General features: G+C 47.1%; 19 protein-coding genes. 10 read left to right on the forward strand and 9 right to left on the reverse strand.

Features of this window, described 5'->3' with window-relative positions; translation table 11 throughout:
* The first annotated feature begins 72 nt into the window (after nt 1-72).
* From OCU50_RS00495 to OCU50_RS00525, 7 genes are read left to right on the forward strand one after another with little or no spacing between them, the layout of a single operon-like run.
* Nucleotides 73-669, forward strand: a complete 597-nt coding sequence (locus OCU50_RS00495; protein ID WP_060466911.1) for a prepilin-type N-terminal cleavage/methylation domain-containing protein — start codon at nt 73-75, stop codon at nt 667-669.
* Entirely contained in the window at nt 653-1,051 is a 399-nt protein-coding gene (gene gspI, locus OCU50_RS00500; protein WP_060466912.1) for a type II secretion system minor pseudopilin GspI, read from the forward strand. Before OCU50_RS00495 ends, gspI begins: the two co-directional genes overlap by 17 nt.
* Nucleotides 1,038-1,787: a type II secretion system minor pseudopilin GspJ gene (gene gspJ / locus OCU50_RS00505; protein WP_060466913.1), complete on the forward strand. Its 750-nt coding sequence runs from the start codon at nt 1,038-1,040 to the stop codon at nt 1,785-1,787. Before gspI ends, gspJ begins: the two co-directional genes overlap by 14 nt.
* Complete coding sequence (gene gspK, locus OCU50_RS00510; protein WP_060466914.1) at nt 1,780-2,829, forward strand: type II secretion system minor pseudopilin GspK; 1,050 nt, start codon at nt 1,780-1,782, stop codon at nt 2,827-2,829. The genes gspJ and gspK overlap by 8 nt, the downstream gene beginning before the upstream one ends.
* Nucleotides 2,798-4,027: a type II secretion system protein GspL gene (gene gspL / locus OCU50_RS00515; RefSeq protein WP_060466915.1), complete on the forward strand. Its 1,230-nt coding sequence runs from the start codon at nt 2,798-2,800 to the stop codon at nt 4,025-4,027. The genes gspK and gspL overlap by 32 nt, the downstream gene beginning before the upstream one ends.
* Nucleotides 4,028-4,046: 19 nt before the next feature.
* A complete protein-coding gene (locus OCU50_RS00520; RefSeq protein ID WP_060466916.1) occupies nt 4,047-4,535 on the forward strand; it encodes a type II secretion system protein M in 489 nt (162 codons plus the stop codon).
* Nucleotide 4,536: 1 nt separating this feature from the next.
* Nucleotides 4,537-5,316: a type II secretion system protein N gene (locus OCU50_RS00525; RefSeq protein WP_060466917.1), complete on the forward strand. Its 780-nt coding sequence runs from the start codon at nt 4,537-4,539 to the stop codon at nt 5,314-5,316.
* 119 nt (nt 5,317-5,435) lie between these two features.
* On the opposite strand, the gene cysQ is transcribed toward OCU50_RS00525, so the two are convergent.
* From cysQ to OCU50_RS20710, 4 genes are all read right to left on the reverse strand, one after another.
* Nucleotides 5,436-6,263: a 3'(2'),5'-bisphosphate nucleotidase CysQ gene (gene cysQ / locus OCU50_RS00530; RefSeq protein WP_046223426.1), complete on the reverse strand. Its 828-nt coding sequence runs from the start codon at nt 6,261-6,263 to the stop codon at nt 5,436-5,438.
* Nucleotides 6,264-6,320: 57 nt separating this feature from the next.
* Nucleotides 6,321-6,872 carry an ADP compounds hydrolase NudE gene (nudE, locus tag OCU50_RS00535; protein WP_060466918.1) on the reverse strand — a complete coding sequence of 184 codons (552 nt, stop codon included), beginning with the start codon at nt 6,870-6,872 and terminating at the stop codon, nt 6,321-6,323.
* 293 nt (nt 6,873-7,165) lie between these two features.
* Complete coding sequence (gene nfuA, locus OCU50_RS00540; RefSeq protein WP_029626881.1) at nt 7,166-7,750, reverse strand: Fe-S biogenesis protein NfuA; 585 nt, start codon at nt 7,748-7,750, stop codon at nt 7,166-7,168.
* 109 nt (nt 7,751-7,859) lie between these two features.
* Nucleotides 7,860-8,573 (reverse strand): ComF family protein, encoded by a 714-nt coding sequence (locus tag OCU50_RS20710; RefSeq protein ID WP_167346758.1) that lies wholly within the window; start codon nt 8,571-8,573, stop codon nt 7,860-7,862.
* Nucleotides 8,574-8,666: 93 nt separating this feature from the next.
* On the opposite strand from OCU50_RS20710, the gene bioH reads away from it, so the two are divergent.
* A complete protein-coding gene (gene bioH, locus OCU50_RS00550; RefSeq protein ID WP_060466919.1) occupies nt 8,667-9,443 on the forward strand; it encodes a pimeloyl-ACP methyl ester esterase BioH in 777 nt (258 codons plus the stop codon).
* Between the two features lie 193 nt (nt 9,444-9,636).
* Nucleotides 9,637-10,110, forward strand: a complete 474-nt coding sequence (locus OCU50_RS00555) for a hypothetical protein (RefSeq protein ID WP_060466920.1) — start codon at nt 9,637-9,639, stop codon at nt 10,108-10,110.
* 207 nt (nt 10,111-10,317) lie between these two features.
* On the opposite strand, the gene OCU50_RS00560 is transcribed toward OCU50_RS00555, so the two are convergent.
* The 4 genes from OCU50_RS00560 to lhpI all read right to left on the reverse strand — a co-directional run bounded on the left by OCU50_RS00560 (nt 10,318) and on the right by lhpI (nt 16,733).
* Nucleotides 10,318-12,648, reverse strand: a complete 2,331-nt coding sequence (locus tag OCU50_RS00560) for a Tex family protein (protein ID WP_060466921.1) — start codon at nt 12,646-12,648, stop codon at nt 10,318-10,320.
* A gap of 177 nt (nt 12,649-12,825) precedes the next feature.
* The gene (locus tag OCU50_RS00565; RefSeq protein ID WP_060466922.1) at nt 12,826-14,121 is read right to left on the reverse strand and encodes an NAD(P)/FAD-dependent oxidoreductase; all 1,296 of its coding nucleotides are present in this window, start codon (nt 14,119-14,121) and stop codon (nt 12,826-12,828) included.
* A 34-nt stretch (nt 14,122-14,155) separates the two neighbouring features.
* Nucleotides 14,156-15,646: a Na+/H+ antiporter NhaC gene (gene nhaC, locus OCU50_RS00570; RefSeq protein ID WP_060466923.1), complete on the reverse strand. Its 1,491-nt coding sequence runs from the start codon at nt 15,644-15,646 to the stop codon at nt 14,156-14,158.
* 127 nt (nt 15,647-15,773) lie between these two features.
* Nucleotides 15,774-16,733, reverse strand: a complete 960-nt coding sequence (lhpI, locus tag OCU50_RS00575; protein WP_060466924.1) for a bifunctional Delta(1)-pyrroline-2-carboxylate/Delta(1)-piperideine-2-carboxylate reductase — start codon at nt 16,731-16,733, stop codon at nt 15,774-15,776.
* 168 nt (nt 16,734-16,901) lie between these two features.
* Here lhpI and OCU50_RS00580 point away from each other — a divergent pair, with 168 nt between their 5' ends.
* Nucleotides 16,902-17,684, forward strand: coding sequence for an AraC family transcriptional regulator (locus tag OCU50_RS00580; RefSeq protein WP_060466925.1), 783 nt, complete (start codon nt 16,902-16,904; stop codon nt 17,682-17,684).
* Between the two features lie 30 nt (nt 17,685-17,714).
* Here the strand turns inward: OCU50_RS00580 and greB are convergent, their stop codons facing one another.
* Nucleotides 17,715-18,188, reverse strand: a complete 474-nt coding sequence (gene greB / locus OCU50_RS00585) for a transcription elongation factor GreB (protein WP_060466926.1) — start codon at nt 18,186-18,188, stop codon at nt 17,715-17,717.
* Between the last annotated feature and the right edge of the window lie 130 nt (nt 18,189-18,318).

The raw sequence follows: 18,318 nt of genomic DNA on the forward strand, positions 1-18,318 counted from the left end.
CCTGTTGGTAAATAAGTTATTGGGCTTGATGCCGGTATTTGATGGTAGGACGCAAACAGATGGAGTCTAAAGGTGAAAACTAAGCAAACACAGCCAGGTTTCACCTTAATTGAGATTCTTTTGGTGTTGGTATTATTATCATTAACGGCGGTTGCGGTGATCGCGACCATTCCTACCAATAGTAAAGATGTCGCTAAACAATACGCTCAAAGCTTTTATCAGCGAGTTCTATTACTCAATGAAGAGGCTATCTTGAGTGGATTGGACTTTGGCGTTCGTGTTGATGAAAAGAAATCGACCTATGTACTGATGGCGCTTAAGTCAGAAGGGTGGCAGGAGGTCGAATTCGAAAAGATCCCCTCTTCAACGGAATTACCTGAAGAACTTGCTTTGTCACTGACCTTAGGGGGTGGCGTGTGGGAAGACGATGATCGGTTGTTTAATCCAGGAAGCTTATTTGATGAAGATATGTTTGCTGATCTTGAAGAGGAAAAGAAACCGAAACCACCACAGGTTTATATCTTGTCGAGTGCTGAAGTAACCCCCTTTGTTCTATCATTTTATCCCAATACGGGTGACACCATACAAGATGGCTGGCGCATTCGAGTGTTAGACAATGGTGTCATTCGCTTGCTTGAACCAGGAGAAGAAGATGAAGAAGAGGAATAACCGTTCTTCTTATCGTTCTCGTGGTATGCCTCTTGGTTCTCGAGGAATGACTCTGCTTGAAGTATTAGTTGCGCTCGCTATCTTTGCGACTGCGGCGATCAGTGTTATTCGTGCTGTCACTCAGCACATCAATACCCTCAGTTACCTAGAAGAAAAAACCTTCGCTGCTATGGTCGTTGATAATCAAATGGCCTTGGTGATGCTGCACCCTGACAAGCTAAAAAAAGTGCAGGGTACACAAGAGTTAGCCGGAAGAGAGTGGTTCTGGAAGGTGACGCCAATCGATACCAGCGATGATTTATTAAAGGCGTTTGATGTGAGTGTAGCAACCAGCAAGCAAGCTTCTCCAGTGGTCACGGTGCGCAGCTATGTGGTCAACTAAAAGCGTGTCGTTAGTTAAGAGCAAGTCGCTAAGTAAGAGCATGCCCGCCAATAAGCGTGTACCTCGTAAACAAGGTCTATCTTCAAAAGGGAGAGGCTTTACCTTAATTGAAGTGTTGGTCTCGATCGCTATCTTTGCCACGTTGAGCATGGCGGCTTATCAGGTCGTGAATCAGGTGCAGCGGAGCAACGAACTCTCAATCGAACGCAGTGCTCGTTTGAATCAACTGCAACGTAGCTTAGTCATTTTAGATAATGATTTTCGTCAGATGGCGGTGCGAAAATTTCGTACTAATGGTGAAGAAGCATCATCTAAGCTGATATTAATGAAAGAGTATTTATTGGACTCCGACGGTGTTGGCATCATATTTACTCGCTTGGGGTGGCACAACCCACAACAGCAGTTTCCTCGTGGAGAAGTCACGAAGGTTGGCTACCGCATCAAAGAAGAAACACTTGAGCGTGTCTGGTGGCGTTATCCCGATACCCCTGCAGGCCAAGAGGGTGTGATTACTCCGCTGCTTGATGATGTCGAAGGCTTTGAAATCGAGTTTTATGATGGGAGTCGCTGGGGTAAAGAGTGGCAAACCGATAAATCATTGCCGAAAGCGGTGAGACTCAAGCTGACGTTGAAAGACTACGATGAGATAGAGCGAGTTTATCTCACGCCAAGTGGCACTTTAGATCAGGTCAATGACGCGAGTGACTCTTCAAATAGTGAGGGGAACAATGGCTAATCGCACCCATGATCTTGCTAAGATACATTCTGCAATGGGACGAAAACAAAATGGTGTCGCACTGATCATCATTCTGATGCTTTTGGCTATCATGGCCACCATTGCGGGCAGCATGTCGGAGCGTTTGTTTACACAATTCAAACGTGTTGGTAATCAGTTAAATTACCAACAGGCCTATTGGTATAGCATTGGTGTGGAAGCACTAGTACAAGACGGGATTAGTCAAAGCTATAAAGACAGTGATACCGTGAATCTAAGTCAGCCATGGGCACTGGAAGAACAGGTATACCCATTGGATTATGGACAAGTATCGGGTCGCATTGTCGATGCCCAAGCGTGTTTTAATCTCAATGCTTTGGCTGGGGTAACGGCGACTTCAAGCAACCAAACACCCTACTTAGTGACGGTTTGGCAAACCTTGTTGGAAAACCAAGATATTGAACCTTATCAGGCTGAGGTGATCGCAAACTCAAGTTGGGAGTTTGTCGATGCAGATACCAGAACCACTTCTACGGTAGGCGTAGAGGACAGTACTTATGAGGCGATGAAGCCCTCTTATTTGGCGGCTAATGGCTTAATGGCTGATGAATCCGAGTTACGAGCGGTTTATCAGGTTACGGGTGAGGTGATGAATAAGATTCGCCCATTTGTTTGCGCTCTGCCAACCGATGATTTCCGCTTGAATGTAAACACACTCACGGAAAAGCAAGCGCCTTTATTGGAAGCGATGTTTGCTCCTGGCTTAAGCGCATCGGATGCAAAACAACTGCTAGACAAGCGACCATTTGATGGCTGGAATACGGTGGATGCTTTTATGGCTGAGCCTGCCATTGTTGGTGTGAGTGCAGAAGTCAGCAAGAAAGCGAAAGGGTATTTAACTGTAGATAGCGCCTATTTTGAGCTAGATGCAGAGGTATTAGTTGAGCAGTCACGTGTACGTATACGAACGCTTTTCTATAGTAGTAATCGAGAAACAGTGACGGTAGTACGCCGTCGTTTTGGAGGAATCAGTGAGCGAGTTTCTGACCGTTCGACTGAGTAGCGAACCACAAAGCCCTGTGCAGTGGTTAGTTTGGTCGACAAGCCAACAAGAAGTGATAGCAAGCGGTGAACTGTCTAGCTGGGAGCAGCTTGATGAGTTAACGCCTTACGCTGAAAAGCGCAGCTGTATCGCTTTATTACCGGGAAGCGAATGCTTGATAAAGCGCGTTGAAATCCCGAAAGGTGCTGCTCGCCAGTTCGATTCTATGCTGCCGTTTTTGTTAGAAGACGAAGTGGCGCAAGATATCGAAGATTTACATCTCACCATTCTACATAAAGACACCACCCATGCCACAGTATGCGGTGTCGAACGCAAATGGTTGAAACAAGCTTTAGATAAGTTTCGCGAAGCCGGTATTGTCTTTCGTAAAGTGCTGCCGGATGCGTTAGCTGTACCTTTGGAAGAGCAGGGCATCAGTGCGTTGCAGATTGATCAATATTGGCTTTTACGCCAAGGTAACTATCAAGCGGTATCGATCAGCGAAGCATGGCTCCCGATGTTCTTGCAGAGTGACTGGGTTGTCGTTGATGACGAAGAGCAGCCCGCGACTATCTTCAGTTACACCGCGATGCCGAGCGACGACATTCAGCAACAAAGTGGTGTGAAGTGGCAAGCGAAGCCTGCGGAATTGGTGATGTCTTTATTGAGCCAACAAGCGATCATGAGCAGTGTGAATTTACTGACTGGGACCTTTAAAACCAAATCTTCCTTCAGTAAATATTGGCGCGTATGGCAAAAAGTAGCGATTGCCGCTTGTTTGCTGGTGGCCGTGATTGTGACTCAGCAGGTGCTGAAGGTTCAGCAATATGAAGCGCAAGCTCAAGCTTACCGAATGGAGAGTGAACGCATTTTTAGAGCCGTGCTCCCAGGAAAACAACGCATTCCGACAGTAAGCTACCTTAAGCGTCAGATGAGCGACGAAGCTAAGAAATATGGTGGCTCCGGTGCTAACGATTCCATGTTAGGGTGGTTAGCCTTATTGCCAGAAACGTTAGGTCAAGTGAAGTCAATCGAAGTTGAAAGCATTCGCTACGATGGTAACCGTTCTGAAATTCGACTACAGGCTAAAAGTTCGAACTTTCAACATTTTGAGACCGCTAGAATGAAGCTCGACGAGAAGTTTGCTGTGGAACAAGGGCCATTAAACCGTAATGGCGATGCCGTATTTGGCAGCTTTACTCTTAAACCACGTCAGTAACCGCGCAAGGAGATCAGTGATGAGAAATATGATTGAACCACTCCAAGCGTGGTGGACCTCAATAAGTCAAAGAGAACAGCGCCTGGTCATTGGCTGTTCAATTTTATTGGTGGTGGGTGCCGTTTATTGGGGATTAATACAGCCACTTAGTCAGCGAGCTGAACTGGCGCAAAGTCGTATTCAAAGTGAGAAACAACTCTTAGCTTGGGTAACCAATAAAGCCAATGAAGTTGTTGAGTTGCGAGGCAGCGCAGGCATTAGTGCTAGTCAGCCTTTGAACCAATCTGTACCCGCTTCTATGCGTCGTTTTAAGATTGAGTTGATTCGAGTGCAACCGCGTGGCGAGATGCTGCAAGTGTGGGTAAAGCCAGTGCCTTTTAATAAGTTCGTTGACTGGCTGACATACCTGAAAGAAAAGCAGGGCGTGGAGGTTGAGTTTATGGATATTGATCGCTCTGATAACCCTGGGGTTATAGACGTCAACCGACTACAGTTTAAACGAGGTTAATGTGAAACGCGGTTTATCTCTTAAATATGGCCTGCTATTCAGTGGCACCTTTATTGTCTTTTTCTCTGTCAGCCTGTTGCTGCACTTACCGGCATCTTTTGCTCTTAAGCATGCACCTGCTGTACGCGGTCTGAGTATCGAAGGTGTTGAAGGTACAGTTTGGCAGGGTCGCGCCAACAATATTGTGTGGCAGCGAGTCAATTACGGAGCAGTGCAGTGGGATTTCCAGTTCTCTAAATTATTCCAAGCTAAAGCAGAGCTCGCCGTGCGTTTTGGCCGTAACAGCGACATGAACTTGTCAGGTAAAGGGCATATTGGGTACAGCATGAGTGGTGCATATGCGGAAAACTTAGTGGCTTCAATGCCTGCTATGAACGTGATGAAATATGCCCCAACCATCCCAGTGCCTGTTTCGATTGGTGGACAAGTTGAATTGACGATCAAGCACGCGGCTCATGCCCTGCCTTGGTGTCAATCGGGCGAAGGTACAGTGGCATGGTCTGGTGCGGCAGTGGATTCCCCTGTTGGTTCGTTAGACCTAGGCCCTGTGATTGCGGATATTAGCTGTCAAGATAACGCCATTTCAGCCAAGGGAATACAAAGTAGCCCACAAGTGGGCAGCGAGTTTTCTGCGAGCGTAACGCCGAATCAAAGCTACACCTCATCGGCATGGTTTAAACCGGGTGCTGAGTTTCCGCCTGCGATGCAGAGCCAGCTTAAGTGGTTAGGCAACCCTGATAACCAAGGGAAATACCAATTTACCTACCAAGGTCGTTTTTAGCCCGGTATCTACTTCTGAGCTAGCATCCGTTGGTTATCAAACAGCGAGATATAAAAAATGGGCACCTCACTGAGGTGCCCATTTTATTTGAATATCAGATTGTCATGGCACTACGCGATTTAGTCTTTACCTTGTAAGATCTCGGGCCATGGTAAGTCTGCATCACCAAGCACGATGAAATTCGGGTTCTCAAGCGTCTCTCTTTCATTGTAAGAAAGCGGCTCTAACTGTGTACTCAAAATACGACCGCCAGCCTCTTCAACAATACACTGTGTCCCTGCGGTATCCCACTCGCCCGTTGGTCCAAGTCTGAGATAACAGTCCACCGCCCCCTCAGCTACTAAGCAGGCTTTAAGCGCGGCTGAACCTAGCGGAACCAAATCATAATTCCAAGCTGAGTTCATACGGCTAGTGATGCGATTGATGTCTTGGCGGCGACTGATTGCCATTGCGATGGATTGGTTTGGCAGTTCATGACGATGCGTTTTGATTTTAACGCTGTCGTTAAGGTCTGGGATCTTCCAAGCCCCTTTGCCACTGTAAGCGTAATAACTCACACCGGAAACAGGCGCATACACCACCCCCATTACGGGTTTATTATGCTCAATTAGGGCGATAATTGTCGCGAAGTCGCCACTTCTTGCGATGAACTCCTGAGTTCCATCTAGAGGATCAACCAACCAGTAGCGATCCCATTGAGAACGTTGCTCTAGGCTGATGTCTGCAGCTTCTTCAGATAACACGGGAATATCAGGGGTGAGTTCACTGAGTTTTTTCGAGATCAGTTTATGCGCTGCAAGGTCGGCACTGGTGACCGGTGTGTCATCGCTTTTGGTGAACTCTTCGTAATCTTTCTTCTCGTATATCTCTAAGATGAGCTGTCCAGCAGAACGAGCAATCTCAATGACAGAGGGAAGGAGGTGAGAAAAATCTTTTGTTATTGGCATAAATGTTCTCTTACTCTTCGATCGAGCTTGTTTGGTCTTCGAGTGCGATCGTTTGTTCTAATTGTTATTTAAGACTCGAAGGGCTAATAGTAGGGCAGTAATAGATCGAGCCTCGCAGAAGTCGAGGTGTGTTAGCAGCTCTTCGGCTTGCGAGAGCGGCCATCGCACGACATCTAGTGGCTCTGGTTCATCCCCTTCGAGTTTCTCTGGGTATAGTTCTTCTGCAATGAATAGTGTCATTTTGCTAGAGAAATAAGAGGGCGCGAGGATAACCTCTTTGAGTGGAGTGAGTCTGTTGGCACCATAGCCGATCTCTTCTTTTAGCTCTCGAACGGCGGCTTCAGCAGGTTGTTCACCAGCATCAATGAGTCCTTTCGGGAAGCCAAGTTCATAGCGTTCGGTCCCTGCTGCGTATTCACGCACTAACAGAATATCGCCGTGTTCAGTAATTGGAACCATCATTACGGCATTGCGGCCACTGGGCTTCATGCGTTCGTACGTGCGCTCTTCACCGTTTGAAAAGCGTAAATCGAGCGACTCTATAGAGAACAGTTTTGACTGAGCGACAGTTTGCTGAGCCAATATTTCCGGCTTGGTCCTTTTTGTCATGCGCCCACTCCTTAACTCATTGGATTTTTCGTAGAAAGTCATTCTAATATAGGGGAAATGACGCTGAGTTCCTAGAGGCGAGTTTTCATATCCTAGAATTATTGAACAGGAACCGATTGCGATCACTGCTATTGTTTAAATCAAAGTGGAATCGGGCTTCTACGGCTCAGTGAGTTGATTGAAAAGTGGCATTTTGAATGGCAACAGACAGACGTTCTCTACCTTTAAAAAACAAAAAAAGGTTGATGCTGGTGCATCAACCTTTTTATTCGTTACTAACGCTGAATCAGTGATTAGTAGTAAGAGTGCTCACCACGATCGTGTTCTGTTGCGTCACGAACCGCCGTTAGTTCACCTTCAAATTGTTGAAGAAGTTCTTTCTCGATGCCTTCTTTTAGGGTGACATCAACCATAGAACAACCGTTACAACCGCCACCGAATGCAACGATAGCCGCACCATCTTCAGTGATTTCTACCAAGCTAACGTGGCCACCGTGACCAGCCAGTTGCGGGTTAACCTGTGTTTGAATTGCGTATTCAACACGTTCAGTAAGAGACGCATCATCTGATACTTTACGCATTTTCGCGTTTGGCGCTTTAAGCGTTAGTTGAGAGCCCATTTTGTCTGTTACGAAGTCAATCTCAGCTTCGTCTAGGAATGGTAGGCTTAGCTCATCTACGTACGCAGAGAAAGCGTCGAAAGACAGTTTAGTGTCAGACGCTTCGATAGCATCTGTTGGGCAGTAAGAAACACCACACTCAGCGTTTTGTGTGCCTGGATTTACCACGAACACACGAATGTTTGTACCTTCAGGCTGCTGTGACAGCAGATTGGCAAAGTGAGTTTGAGCTGTTTCTGTAATAGTAATATTTGACACGACGAATACCTGAGTAGATTTGTAGGTTATTAGCGCCATTCTACCCCTGTCAGATTTGTAATTCAGCCCTTTTTTGTTGGATTGCTGTACAAGTAGCGATCCACAGCTGTTATCCAGAGGGCTCAGGAGTGCGGCAGATGCAGTAAATATCAATCCTTTTCACGCCCACTTCAAGTAGTAATTGGCATAATTGATACACAGTGCTGCCTGTGGTTACAACATCATCAATTATCGCGACGTGAGCATAATTGTTCGTTGAAAAATTCATATTGCGCAGCGTGAAAGCGTTTTTTAGATTGATCTGCCTTGCGGACTTGGTTAATCCTTGCTGCGAAACCGTTGAACGAGAACGACGAAATAAAACCGCGCTTTTGACGTCCAACTCTTGGGCTGCGTAATGGGCTAATAACTGACTCTGGTTAAAGCCCCTGTGAATATACCGTCCCCAATGTAGAGGCACACTGGTTATCAATGGCGCTGGGTGTTCAATACGTGGCGCTAACAGTTTTGATAGATCGCGCGCAAACCAAAATTTATCGGCGTATTTCATCTGTTGGATATAGTGTGCTGTTGGAAAGACGTAGTCACCCACACAATAGAGACGATGCCAAGGTGGTGGATTCGATAGACATTGACCACATTGTTCGACGCTAGTTAAGGTTTTCAAGCCACATTGCTGGCAGCGTGGCTGTTGGCAAAAGAGACCGAGGCAAGTCTGGCACCACCGAGGATGAGTATCGCTGGGGAGTTTGTCTAGTTTGCACAGGTGGCATTGTGATGTGACCAGGCGCGGTGTGTGTTTTTGTAGCCAATCGGATAACATAGCTTGTGATGCTTTTGGGTTATGGTGTTCCTTTTACTCACCATAGTGAAAAATGCAGGTTATTGCTGATGGAAAAAGTAGGGAATATTGAGAATGAGTGACGCGTTGTATTGGCATGTATCCGGGCAAGGAACGGATTTGGTCTTGGTTCACGGTTGGGGAATGAATGGGGCGGTATGGCAGCAAACCGTGGATGCTTTAGAGGCTAATTTCCGAGTTCACGTTGTGGATCTTCCGGGGTATGGACACAGCGCGCATTCCCACGCTCAAAACCTTGAAGAAATTGCTCACCAACTGATGGTCGACGCACCAAAACAAGCGATTTGGGTTGGTTGGTCGCTCGGTGGTTTGGTCGCGACACATATGGCTTTGCATCACTCTGATTACGTAAGCAAACTGGTGACGGTCGCGAGTTCGCCGAAATTTGCTGCTGCAAAAGAACCTGTACTATGGCGAGGTATTCAACCCAACGTATTAACGGCTTTTACCGAGCAGTTAGTGGAAGACTTTCAAACTACTATTGAACGCTTTATGGCATTGCAAGCCATGGGGAGCCCTTCTGCAAGGCAAGATGTAAAACAGCTCAAGCAAGCGGTGTTGTCCCGTCCACTGCCTAACCCTAAGTCGTTGTTAGCTGGTTTGAAAATGTTGTCAGATGTGGACCTCCGTGACCAGTTACCTGAGATTTCAGTGCCTATGTTGCGCTTATACGGTCGATTAGATGGATTGGTGCCAATCAAGGTCGCCAAAGACCTGGGCACAGCCTTGCCTCATACCGAGCAATACATCTTTACTCAGTCTTCGCATGCGCCATTTATGACAGAAGCGGATGCCTTTTGTAGTGAACTGGTCAGCTTCGCTCAAAAATAACTGCTAAATTAATAAATAACTTGGTCGATATATAGACTACCCCTAGAGTAGTTCATATGAATTAGGCCAATGTGGTTGTATTCGCGGTATGGATTTGAACTAGAGGGGCTATGTTTGTGAGCGTTGAGTTGTTGAAGATGATGCTCGCGGCAAACTAGCAATAGCGATGGGCGATTCTTGAGGAGAGTTCGCGATGATTGTGTCACCTGCAACTGCAGTGAGTGTGCCACTAATTGCCCCATCCGTTAATGTGCAAACAGAGCAAGTTGCGCGTGATAATAGAGTTCGAGTACCCGTCGCTCCCGCAGTAGCATTGGCCAAAACCAATGCAGAACGAAAGGTAAAACCGGACGATAAGCGAAGGCAGCAGTCAGCTTGGGATCCTTCAGACCATCCTGGTTATGAAATGGAAAACGAGTCAGAGGCCAATTCGATTAGCCATGAAGAACCTCAAGATCCTTTTGAGCGGTTATTCAGCTTATTGGCACTGAGAACATACAGTGCTGACCAAGGCAAAGGCTATACCATGCGTTTCCGCCTGCCAAAGCATGTTTTAGGTGCGGCGATTCAGGAAGGGCAGATGGAGAAACGACGTAAGGTCATAAAATATCATTATGGTCATGCTGTTGCGCCTCATGCTCCATCGGAAGTGTTGGTTGTATTGTGATTATACTCTTCATACTTGTTGCCTCGCAGCAACTCCAATTATTTTGAGTATAAATACGTAGAATACAGCTAAGCTTTGATGTCTTTTTTGAACACATAATAAAAAACCTGCATACCCTTAGGGGTGCAGGTTTTCTGTTTTAGCACGTCAGTTTTGTTGAAGATGAAAACTGACTCGTTAGTCGCCGATTATTCGCTTTAGCGCACCTTATTTCTTCGCTTTCGCAAAGGCAGCAGCGAAAGCACCGCCCATCGCAGCGTTTTGTTGCGGTTCCTCACGACGGCGCTGTCCACCTTGTGAATTTTGATTCGGGCGGTTTTGCGTACGAGGCGCACTTGAACGTTGTGCGCGGTTGTCTTGGCCTGGCTCATCTTTCATGCGCATACTTAGTGCAATACGCTTACGTTGAGCATCGACTTCCATCACCTTCACCTTGACGATATCACCGGCTTTAACCACTTCTCGTGGGTCTGAAACAAAGCGATCGGTGAGCGCAGAGATATGCACCAAGCCGTCTTGGTGAACACCAATATCAACGAAGGCACCAAAGTTGGCCACGTTTGACACCACACCTTCTAGAATCATGCCCGGCTCTAGATCTGAAACGCTGTTTACGCCATCAGCGAAGGTTGCTGTTTTGAACTCAGGGCGAGGATCTCGACCCGGTTTATCCAGCTCTTTAATGATGTCGGTTACGGTTGGTACACCAAAGCTTTCGTTGGTGTAATCAATCGCATGTAAGCCTCGTAGGAAATCTGTATTGCCCACCAGAGACTTGATGTCTTTGTGGTTTTTCTCAGCGATGGTTTTCACCACGGGGTAAGCTTCTGGGTGAACCGATGAAGCATCCAGCGGGTTCTTGCCATTCATGATACGTAGGAAGCCGGCACACTGTTCAAAGGCTTTTGGCCCCAAACGAGCGACTTTTTTCAATGTGGTACGCGCTTCAAAACGACCATTCTCATCACGGAAATCCACGATGTTCTGAGCGATGGTGTTAGACAGACCAGCGACGCGAGTTAGCAGTGCGGCAGACGCAGTATTCACATCAACACCCACGGCGTTTACACAGTCTTCGACAATCGCATCTAGGCGTTTAGCGAGCATGGTTTGGCTAACGTCGTGCTGGTATTGGCCCACACCGATCGATTTAGGGTCAATCTTCACCAGCTCTGCCAGTGGATCTTGTAGACGACGAGCGATAGACACCGCACCACGAATCGATACATCCATGTTCGGGAATTCTTTTGCTGCTAATTCAGACGCAGAATACACCGATGCGCCCGCTTCACTAACAATAATTTTTTGCGCTTTTAGATTGCCGCGCTTAATTACGTCAGCCACAAAACTGTCGGTTTCGCGTGAAGCGGTACCATTACCAATCGCAATCAAATCAACATTGAATTGGCGAACCATCTGCTCAACCACGTGTGCAGACTTGTCGTATTGCTTTTGTGGCGGATGAGGGTAAATGGTTTCTGTCGCGAGAACCTTACCGGTTGAATCCACAACGGCGATTTTCGAACCGGTACGTAAACCCGGATCCAAACCCAAAGTTGCTCGAGGGCCAGCAGGCGCCGCCATCAACAAGTCTTTCAAGTTGGTCGCGAATACTTCAATCGCTTCGATCTCTGCGCGCTCTTTCATCGCGCCCATCAATTCGGTTTCCATGTGCATAGACACCTTGATGCGCCATGCCCAGCTGATCACTTGCTTACGCCAAGCATCCGCAGGTGCACTGCTTAGGGTTATGCCGTAGTGATCAGAGATAATGTTTTCGCAGTATGAACCACGAACACCTTCTTCTTGCTCTGGGTCTGCATTCATTGCCAGGGTTAGGAAGCCTTCATTGCGGCCACGTAACATCGCAAGCGCACGGTGAGATGGCACTTTGCTGAGCTTTTCGTTGTGTTCGAAGTAGTCTTTGAACTTCTCGCCTTCTTGCTCTTTGCCTGCCACAACGCGCGCCACTAGCTCCGAGTTGCGTGTGAGGTGTTGGCGAATTTTCTCAAGCAGGTTGGCGTCTTCAGCAATGCGTTCCATGATGATCGCACGTGCGCCATCGAGTGCCGCTTTAGTATCAGCGATGCCTTTATCGTTGCTGATAAAGTTAGCGGCTTCAGTTTCAGGATCGTGCTGTGGTTCATTCCATAACGTATCGGCGAGTGGCTCTAAGCCTGCTTCAATGGCGATCTGACCTTTAGTGCGACGCTTTGGTTTGTACGGTAGATACAGATCTTCTAGGCGCGTCTTGCTGTCAGCCTGAGTGATATCACGCTCGAGTTCTGGCGTGAGTTTACCTTGGTCTTGAATCGACTTAAGAATCGTTTGGCGACGATCATCAAGTTCACGAAGGTAAGAAAGGCGACTATCAAGGTTACGTAGTTGGGTATCGTCTAAGCCTCCCGTCACTTCTTTACGATAACGGGCAATAAAGGGAACGGTGTTACCGTCGTCAATTAGGTTTACTGCGGCGGTGACTTGCTCAGAACGAACATTCAGTTCTTCAGCGATCAGTCGACAGATAGCTTGGCTCATCCGATGAATCTCTAGTTTGATGTTGATGGCCCTATTCTACGGAGTAAAGTAGCGCAAGCAAGCGGTGATATGTCAATGATGTGTAAGCATGAAGCGATATGTGAAGCGGAAAAATCCGCTTCTCTCGGCCTGTTAAAGATTGGGTTTCAATGGGTGGCTAGCGGCAATCGGTAAGGCTTAAAACCTATCCACCCTATAAGGAGCAACATCAAACTCAGGCTCTGTTTTACGCAACAAGCTGATCACCAACTCCGCGCTAATAGCGGCTTGAGTCAATCCTAAGTGCTGATGGCCAAAAGCAAACAATAATTGTGGATGATGTGGGTGTCGATCTATCACCGGCAGTGAATCGGCAATCGTGGGCCTGTGTCCCATCCATTCACTCACTGGCAACGCCGAATTGTTCAATAACGGCAGCAGTTGCCTGCTGTGATGACGTAGCACATGAAACCTGTGAGTAAACGCTGGTAAACGCAAGCCTCCTATTTCTGTTATCCCCACGACCCTTAAACCAGACGCCAATGGGCTCATAACAAATTTACGCTCTGCTGAGCCAATAGGATGTTTGAGTGGCTTAGATTTCAAATCCGTTGTATCCAAGTCCGTTGTATCTATCGTCAAGTGATACCCACGCTCAGCTTCGAGTGGAACGGAAATGCCCACTTGTTGTAGTAATGGTTTCCCCCACGCTCCCGTGCAAAGTATTGCATGCTCAAACACATGCAAATCCGTGGTGACCACTCTAACGAAATTACCTTGTGGGTGAATTTTGTCTACTTCAGCTTGTTCAAAGCATCCCCCGCGGGCCTGAAAAACCGCAAATAAATGTTTTGATAGGAGGTAAGGGTCTTTAACTCGGCAAGCATTGGGAAAAAACAGAGCATGACTGACCGTCTCAGCCAGCCCCGGTTCTTTTTCCCTCAGTTGTGCTCCTTGCAATAAGACACTTTCTACTTCCCACTGTGCAAGGTAAGCAGCGTGCGCTTTTGCCTCTTCTAATTTGCTTGCTGATTCCCATACCAATAAATAGCCTGACGGTACGAGATGTTCTTGGGCTCCAATATCGGCCAAGCAGCGTTGCCAAGCGGGAACGGCTGCTTGATTGAGTTGATAGAGCGCTTTTCGGCTTGCCTCAACTTTTGAAGAAGAGGCCGACCGAACAAAGCGTGCTAACCAAGGGATCGCCTTGGGTAGATACTGCCACGGTAGTGCCAGCGGACCTTTTGGGTCTATCCACATTTTTGGCGCAGAAGACAATGTCTTTTTCGTTGCCAAAGGATCCATCAATTCTGTGGCTAAGTAACCCGCATTGCCAAACGAAGCCCCTTTACCCGGCAGTCCCTTATCAAACAGTGTAACTTGATAGCCATGGCGCTGCGCTTCTAGGGCTGTACAAAGGCCAACGACTCCAGCACCAATTACTGCAACAGTGGACTGAACTTCATTCGGTGTGTGTATAGCGGATTGTGTCATGTTTTACCTACTGGCTTAGCGAAAGAATCGTGTGTTATATGGATCTGTGGGGGCTGCCACTGGTGGCTGAAACCACCTCATTATTGGTCGCTTCGTTTTTCTCGGTGCGCTTTGAGAACCACCCTGTTTGAGCGTAAATAATGCCGATAGTGGGTGACAACCAACAAGCAAATGCCAATGGTGCGTATAGCAAGGCACTGTAATCACCGGGAGTGACAACCAGCCCTAATGTTCCCATCACAAATGCGCCACCCGCATTCCAAGGGATCAAGGGCGAGACTAATGTGCCTCCTTCTTCAATCGCTCTGGATAGATTTAGTCTGCTATAACCGAGTTTGTCGTATTGCGGTCCAAACATACGGCCAGGTAACGCGATAGAGAGGTACACATCACCCGATACGGCGTTGGTCGCTACCGAAGTGAGGATGGCATTGGTTTGTAACCCTCTGAAACCTCGAGTGGACTTCATTATTGCATTGACGACAGACTCCAAACATCCGGTACGCTCCAGCGCGCCACCAAATGCCAACGCAAACATCATTAAGGTAATCACCCAGGTCATGGATGTGACGCCACCACGATTCAGCAAATTATCCAGCGCTGCAGATCCTGTCTCTATTTTGTATCCACTGTGGGCAAATGTCAGAATGTCATTCAGGTTGTAATCATAATTATGCACCGCCACACCGGCACCGAAAACAAAGCCTGTAAACAGGGCTGGGATCGGCGCTATTTTGTAAAAAGCGAGCACCATCACCACCAAAAGTGGCAGCAAAGGAAGAAAACCAAGAGAGAAATGACTCTCCAAACCCGATTGAATAGCGGTGATTTCTTGTAGCTGCTGAGCGCCTGATGTCGTATCGCTCATCACCACACCACCAAGAATGGAGTACAGCGTTAAAGCGATTAGCATGGCTGGAATGGTGGTCGGCATCATGTTGCGAATATGAGCGAACACATTAGTTTCAGTCACAGCGGCGGCAAGGTTGGTCGTATCAGACAATGGTGAGATTTTATCGCCAAAAAAAGCACCAGATACAACGGCTCCCGCCGTCCAGTAGGCTGGGATACCAAAAGCAAAACCAATACCGACTAAGGCCAGGCCCACCGTACCGACGGTGGTCCAACTCGAACCAATAGAAAGGGAAACGACAGAGCACAATAACATTGTGGCAGCCAGAAACCATTCGGGTTCGATTAACACTAAACCGTAATAGATCAGCGTCGGTACCGTACCACTGGCAATCCAAGTGCTGACTAGCATACCCACAACAATAAGGGTTGCTATTGAAGGCATCGCCACGTGTAAAACACGAAATGCACCGGACTCTATGTCCTGCCACCGAAGCCCTTGATACCAACCAACCAGCGCGGTAATAGCGAAGCCAATGGCCAGCGCAATATGGGGGGTGAAGTCGTCATAATAAAAAATTTGTGTCGCTAACAGCGCAATGGTGAGAATAATCGGTACGATCGCCAAGCCTAATGGTGGTGGCGTCGTATAATCTGAATTCTTTTTAGTCATAGGTATTTTTCCAAATAAAGTCACGAGAACCACACCAAGCAAGGTGCGCCGCGTATGGAAATCCTGCTAGTGGATAAACAGGCGACAGCAAAATAAAAGGCCAAGTACACGTCGGCCTTATTACTATTTAAACGCTCTGTACTGACTGGTAAGCCAGAATCGCGCCAGCCAGATCTTCACGAGAATCACCGACCGATTTGAAAAGAGTGATTGCGGCTTCAGGATCGTCAAGGCCTGCACGCCCCGCATGTTGACCACTGCACAAGGTTGAGAAATCGGCTAAGATACTCTCTTCGGTAATCGCGCCATCACGGATAGGCATGATCAACTCGCCCGTCTCAACCAGTGCTGCTGCTTTCACATCCACAAAAACATTGGCTCGTTTTAGCGCTTCATTGTTGGTTTCACGCATCGTAGGGGTAAAGCTTCCTACTAAGTCTAAATGCGCACCGGGTTTAAGCCACTCACCTTTAATGATTGGGGCTGTTGAAAGCGTTGCACAACTAATCAGATCAGCGTCTCTTGCTATCGCTTCCAGTTGGTCATTTGGGCAGGCAACAGCGTCCACTCCTTCATCGCGTAACTCTGTTGCTAATTGCTCAGCAGCGGACTGATTAATATCCCACACATGAACGGTCTTGATTGGGCGTACACTCATATGGGCTGGGACTAAGCGTCGTGCCACTCTCCCAGCTCCAACCATCAGCATTTTGCTCGCCGTTTCACGTGATAGATAATGAGAAGCTAATGCTGAAGCGGCCGCGGTTCTGCGTGCCGTTAGTTCGTTCCCATCAATCTGAGCTAACATTTTTCCAGTTTTACCACAGCTAAGTAGATAATGGCTGCTGAGCCCTGGTTGATTACGAGCAGAGTTGCCCGGAAATACATTGACCTGTTTCACTCCCAAATACTCACCTTCAATCCATGCCGGCATTAATAGTAAAGTCGCGCTAGGATCTTGCGGTACATTCATGGTGTGGTGATGACGAATCGGTGCCGTTACATCGCGAGTGAAAATATCCTTTAGCGCGTCGACTAAAGGTAGCCACGGTAGTGCGTTGTGAACCTGTTGTTGGTTAAGTTGCATGTCATTCTTCCTTCCCTGTTAATATATTGTTATGTTATCTGTTAAAAGAGATGAACATTTGCCTGAGACTCTGTGGTATTTAACTCAGACTCCGAAAGTGAAAGATTTTGGGGAAGGAAGCACTACAGTGGGAAAACTAAGCACACAGATAAACGTAGGAAAGACACGGTGAATCAAACTCAGATCAGACGAAATGTTATTGCTAGACGCCAGGGTCAGCACCTACACAGCTATGCTCAAGTACTGCTAGGTTGGCGAGGTACCATGGCGTGTGAGTTTGAACGTGAAAGTGGGCAAATAGGTCACGGTACGGTGGCGGTCATCCCCAATAATGCACCGCATTTTTATAATGGCCTAAGTGAAGACAGTGAGTTATTGGTCATTGACTTAGCACCTGCCGATCCTTACATCCAAGCTCTAGAGCAAGCGTGTAATTTGTCATTACAGGAATCGATATTTCAGCAGCCTTACTTTTTAGATTTAGGGGCCGAAAGCCAGATATTATTGGACTTTGCCGCTCAGAAAGTTCGGCAAGATACGATGTCACCACAGATAAACTGCCAGTTAGTGTCGTTGTTTTTAACGCAATTAGGCCAAATGTCGGCATCATCTACCACGCCTTCACCTCACCGCCGTTTAGAAACGAGTTACTTAAATGCTTACATCGACCAACACATCGCGACTGCGTTAACGAATGCTCAGCTTGCTCATGCAATGTATTTGAGTGAGAGCCACTTTTACTGTTTATGCCAAAAACAGTTTGGGGTAACACCACAAAAATATGTTATGCAGCGACGCATGCAAAAAGCACAGCTTTTACTTCGCAACAGCAACATGCCAATGACCGAACTCGCGGCCGAGGTTGGCTTTTCGCAGCTATCGAGCTTTTCTCGAGCCTACAAACGCACCTTTCAACATTCGCCTAGCGACACACGCCGAAAGCCACGCTAATAATAAATCGATAGGTCACGCTTATTCGGTTTATTTATAGCGAATCGAGTTAATGAACCACTCTTTGTCGCCTTCCGGTGTGGTTACCGTAAACTCATCATCCACTTCTTTCTTGAGCAGAGCTCTTGCCATTGGCGAGTCGATAGAGATATAACCTTTAGCATCGCCGTAGATCTCTTCGGGACCGACAATTCGAAACTTTTTAATGTCCCCATCTTCATTCTCAATTTCGACCCAAGCACCGAAAAATACCTTACCTTCTTGCTGCGGAGAGTAATCAACGATAGTGACATCAGGTAGGAATTTGCGTAAGAAACGCACTCGGCGATCAATCTGACGAAGCAAACGCTTATTGAACGTATAATCTGCGTTTTCCGAGCGATCTCCAAGGCTTGCAGCCCAAGTGACTATTTTTGTGATTTCTGGACGTTTTTCGTGCCATAAATGGTCATGTTCTGCTTTGAGCTTGTTATAACCTTCTCGGGTGATAAGTTTGGTTTTCATAAATCGGACTTAATGAAATGATGTTCTAAGATAGAATATATAGAAAGGCAACATACGTTAACAATTATTTAGGCGACTTTTTCCCCAATAATGTTACATTTTTAATGTCTTATACAATTTACCAAAAATG

This window comes from Vibrio toranzoniae, from assembly GCF_024347655.1.
Classification (GTDB): Bacteria; Pseudomonadota; Gammaproteobacteria; order Enterobacterales; family Vibrionaceae; genus Vibrio; species Vibrio toranzoniae.

Coding starts and splice junctions, on each gene's coding strand:
- gspI (WP_060466912.1), top strand. CDS start 653: ATGAAGAAGAGGAATAACCGTTCTTCTTATCGTTCTCGTGGTATGCCT.
- gspJ (WP_060466913.1), top strand. CDS start 1,038: ATGTGGTCAACTAAAAGCGTGTCGTTAGTTAAGAGCAAGTCGCTAAGT.
- gspK (WP_060466914.1), top strand. CDS start 1,780: ATGGCTAATCGCACCCATGATCTTGCTAAGATACATTCTGCAATGGGA.
- OCU50_RS00520 (WP_060466916.1), top strand. CDS start 4,047: ATGAGAAATATGATTGAACCACTCCAAGCGTGGTGGACCTCAATAAGT.
- cysQ (WP_046223426.1), bottom strand. CDS start 6,263: ATGCCAATAACAAAAGATTTTTCTCACCTCCTTCCCTCTGTCATTGAG.
- nudE (WP_060466918.1), bottom strand. CDS start 6,872: ATGACAAAAAGGACCAAGCCGGAAATATTGGCTCAGCAAACTGTCGCT.
- OCU50_RS20710 (WP_167346758.1), bottom strand. CDS start 8,573: ATGTTATCCGATTGGCTACAAAAACACACACCGCGCCTGGTCACATCA.
- bioH (WP_060466919.1), top strand. CDS start 8,667: ATGAGTGACGCGTTGTATTGGCATGTATCCGGGCAAGGAACGGATTTG.
- OCU50_RS00555 (WP_060466920.1), top strand. CDS start 9,637: ATGATTGTGTCACCTGCAACTGCAGTGAGTGTGCCACTAATTGCCCCA.
- OCU50_RS00560 (WP_060466921.1), bottom strand. CDS start 12,648: ATGAGCCAAGCTATCTGTCGACTGATCGCTGAAGAACTGAATGTTCGT.
- OCU50_RS00565 (WP_060466922.1), bottom strand. CDS start 14,121: ATGACACAATCCGCTATACACACACCGAATGAAGTTCAGTCCACTGTT.
- nhaC (WP_060466923.1), bottom strand. CDS start 15,646: ATGACTAAAAAGAATTCAGATTATACGACGCCACCACCATTAGGCTTG.
- lhpI (WP_060466924.1), bottom strand. CDS start 16,733: ATGCAACTTAACCAACAACAGGTTCACAACGCACTACCGTGGCTACCT.
- greB (WP_060466926.1), bottom strand. CDS start 18,188: ATGAAAACCAAACTTATCACCCGAGAAGGTTATAACAAGCTCAAAGCA.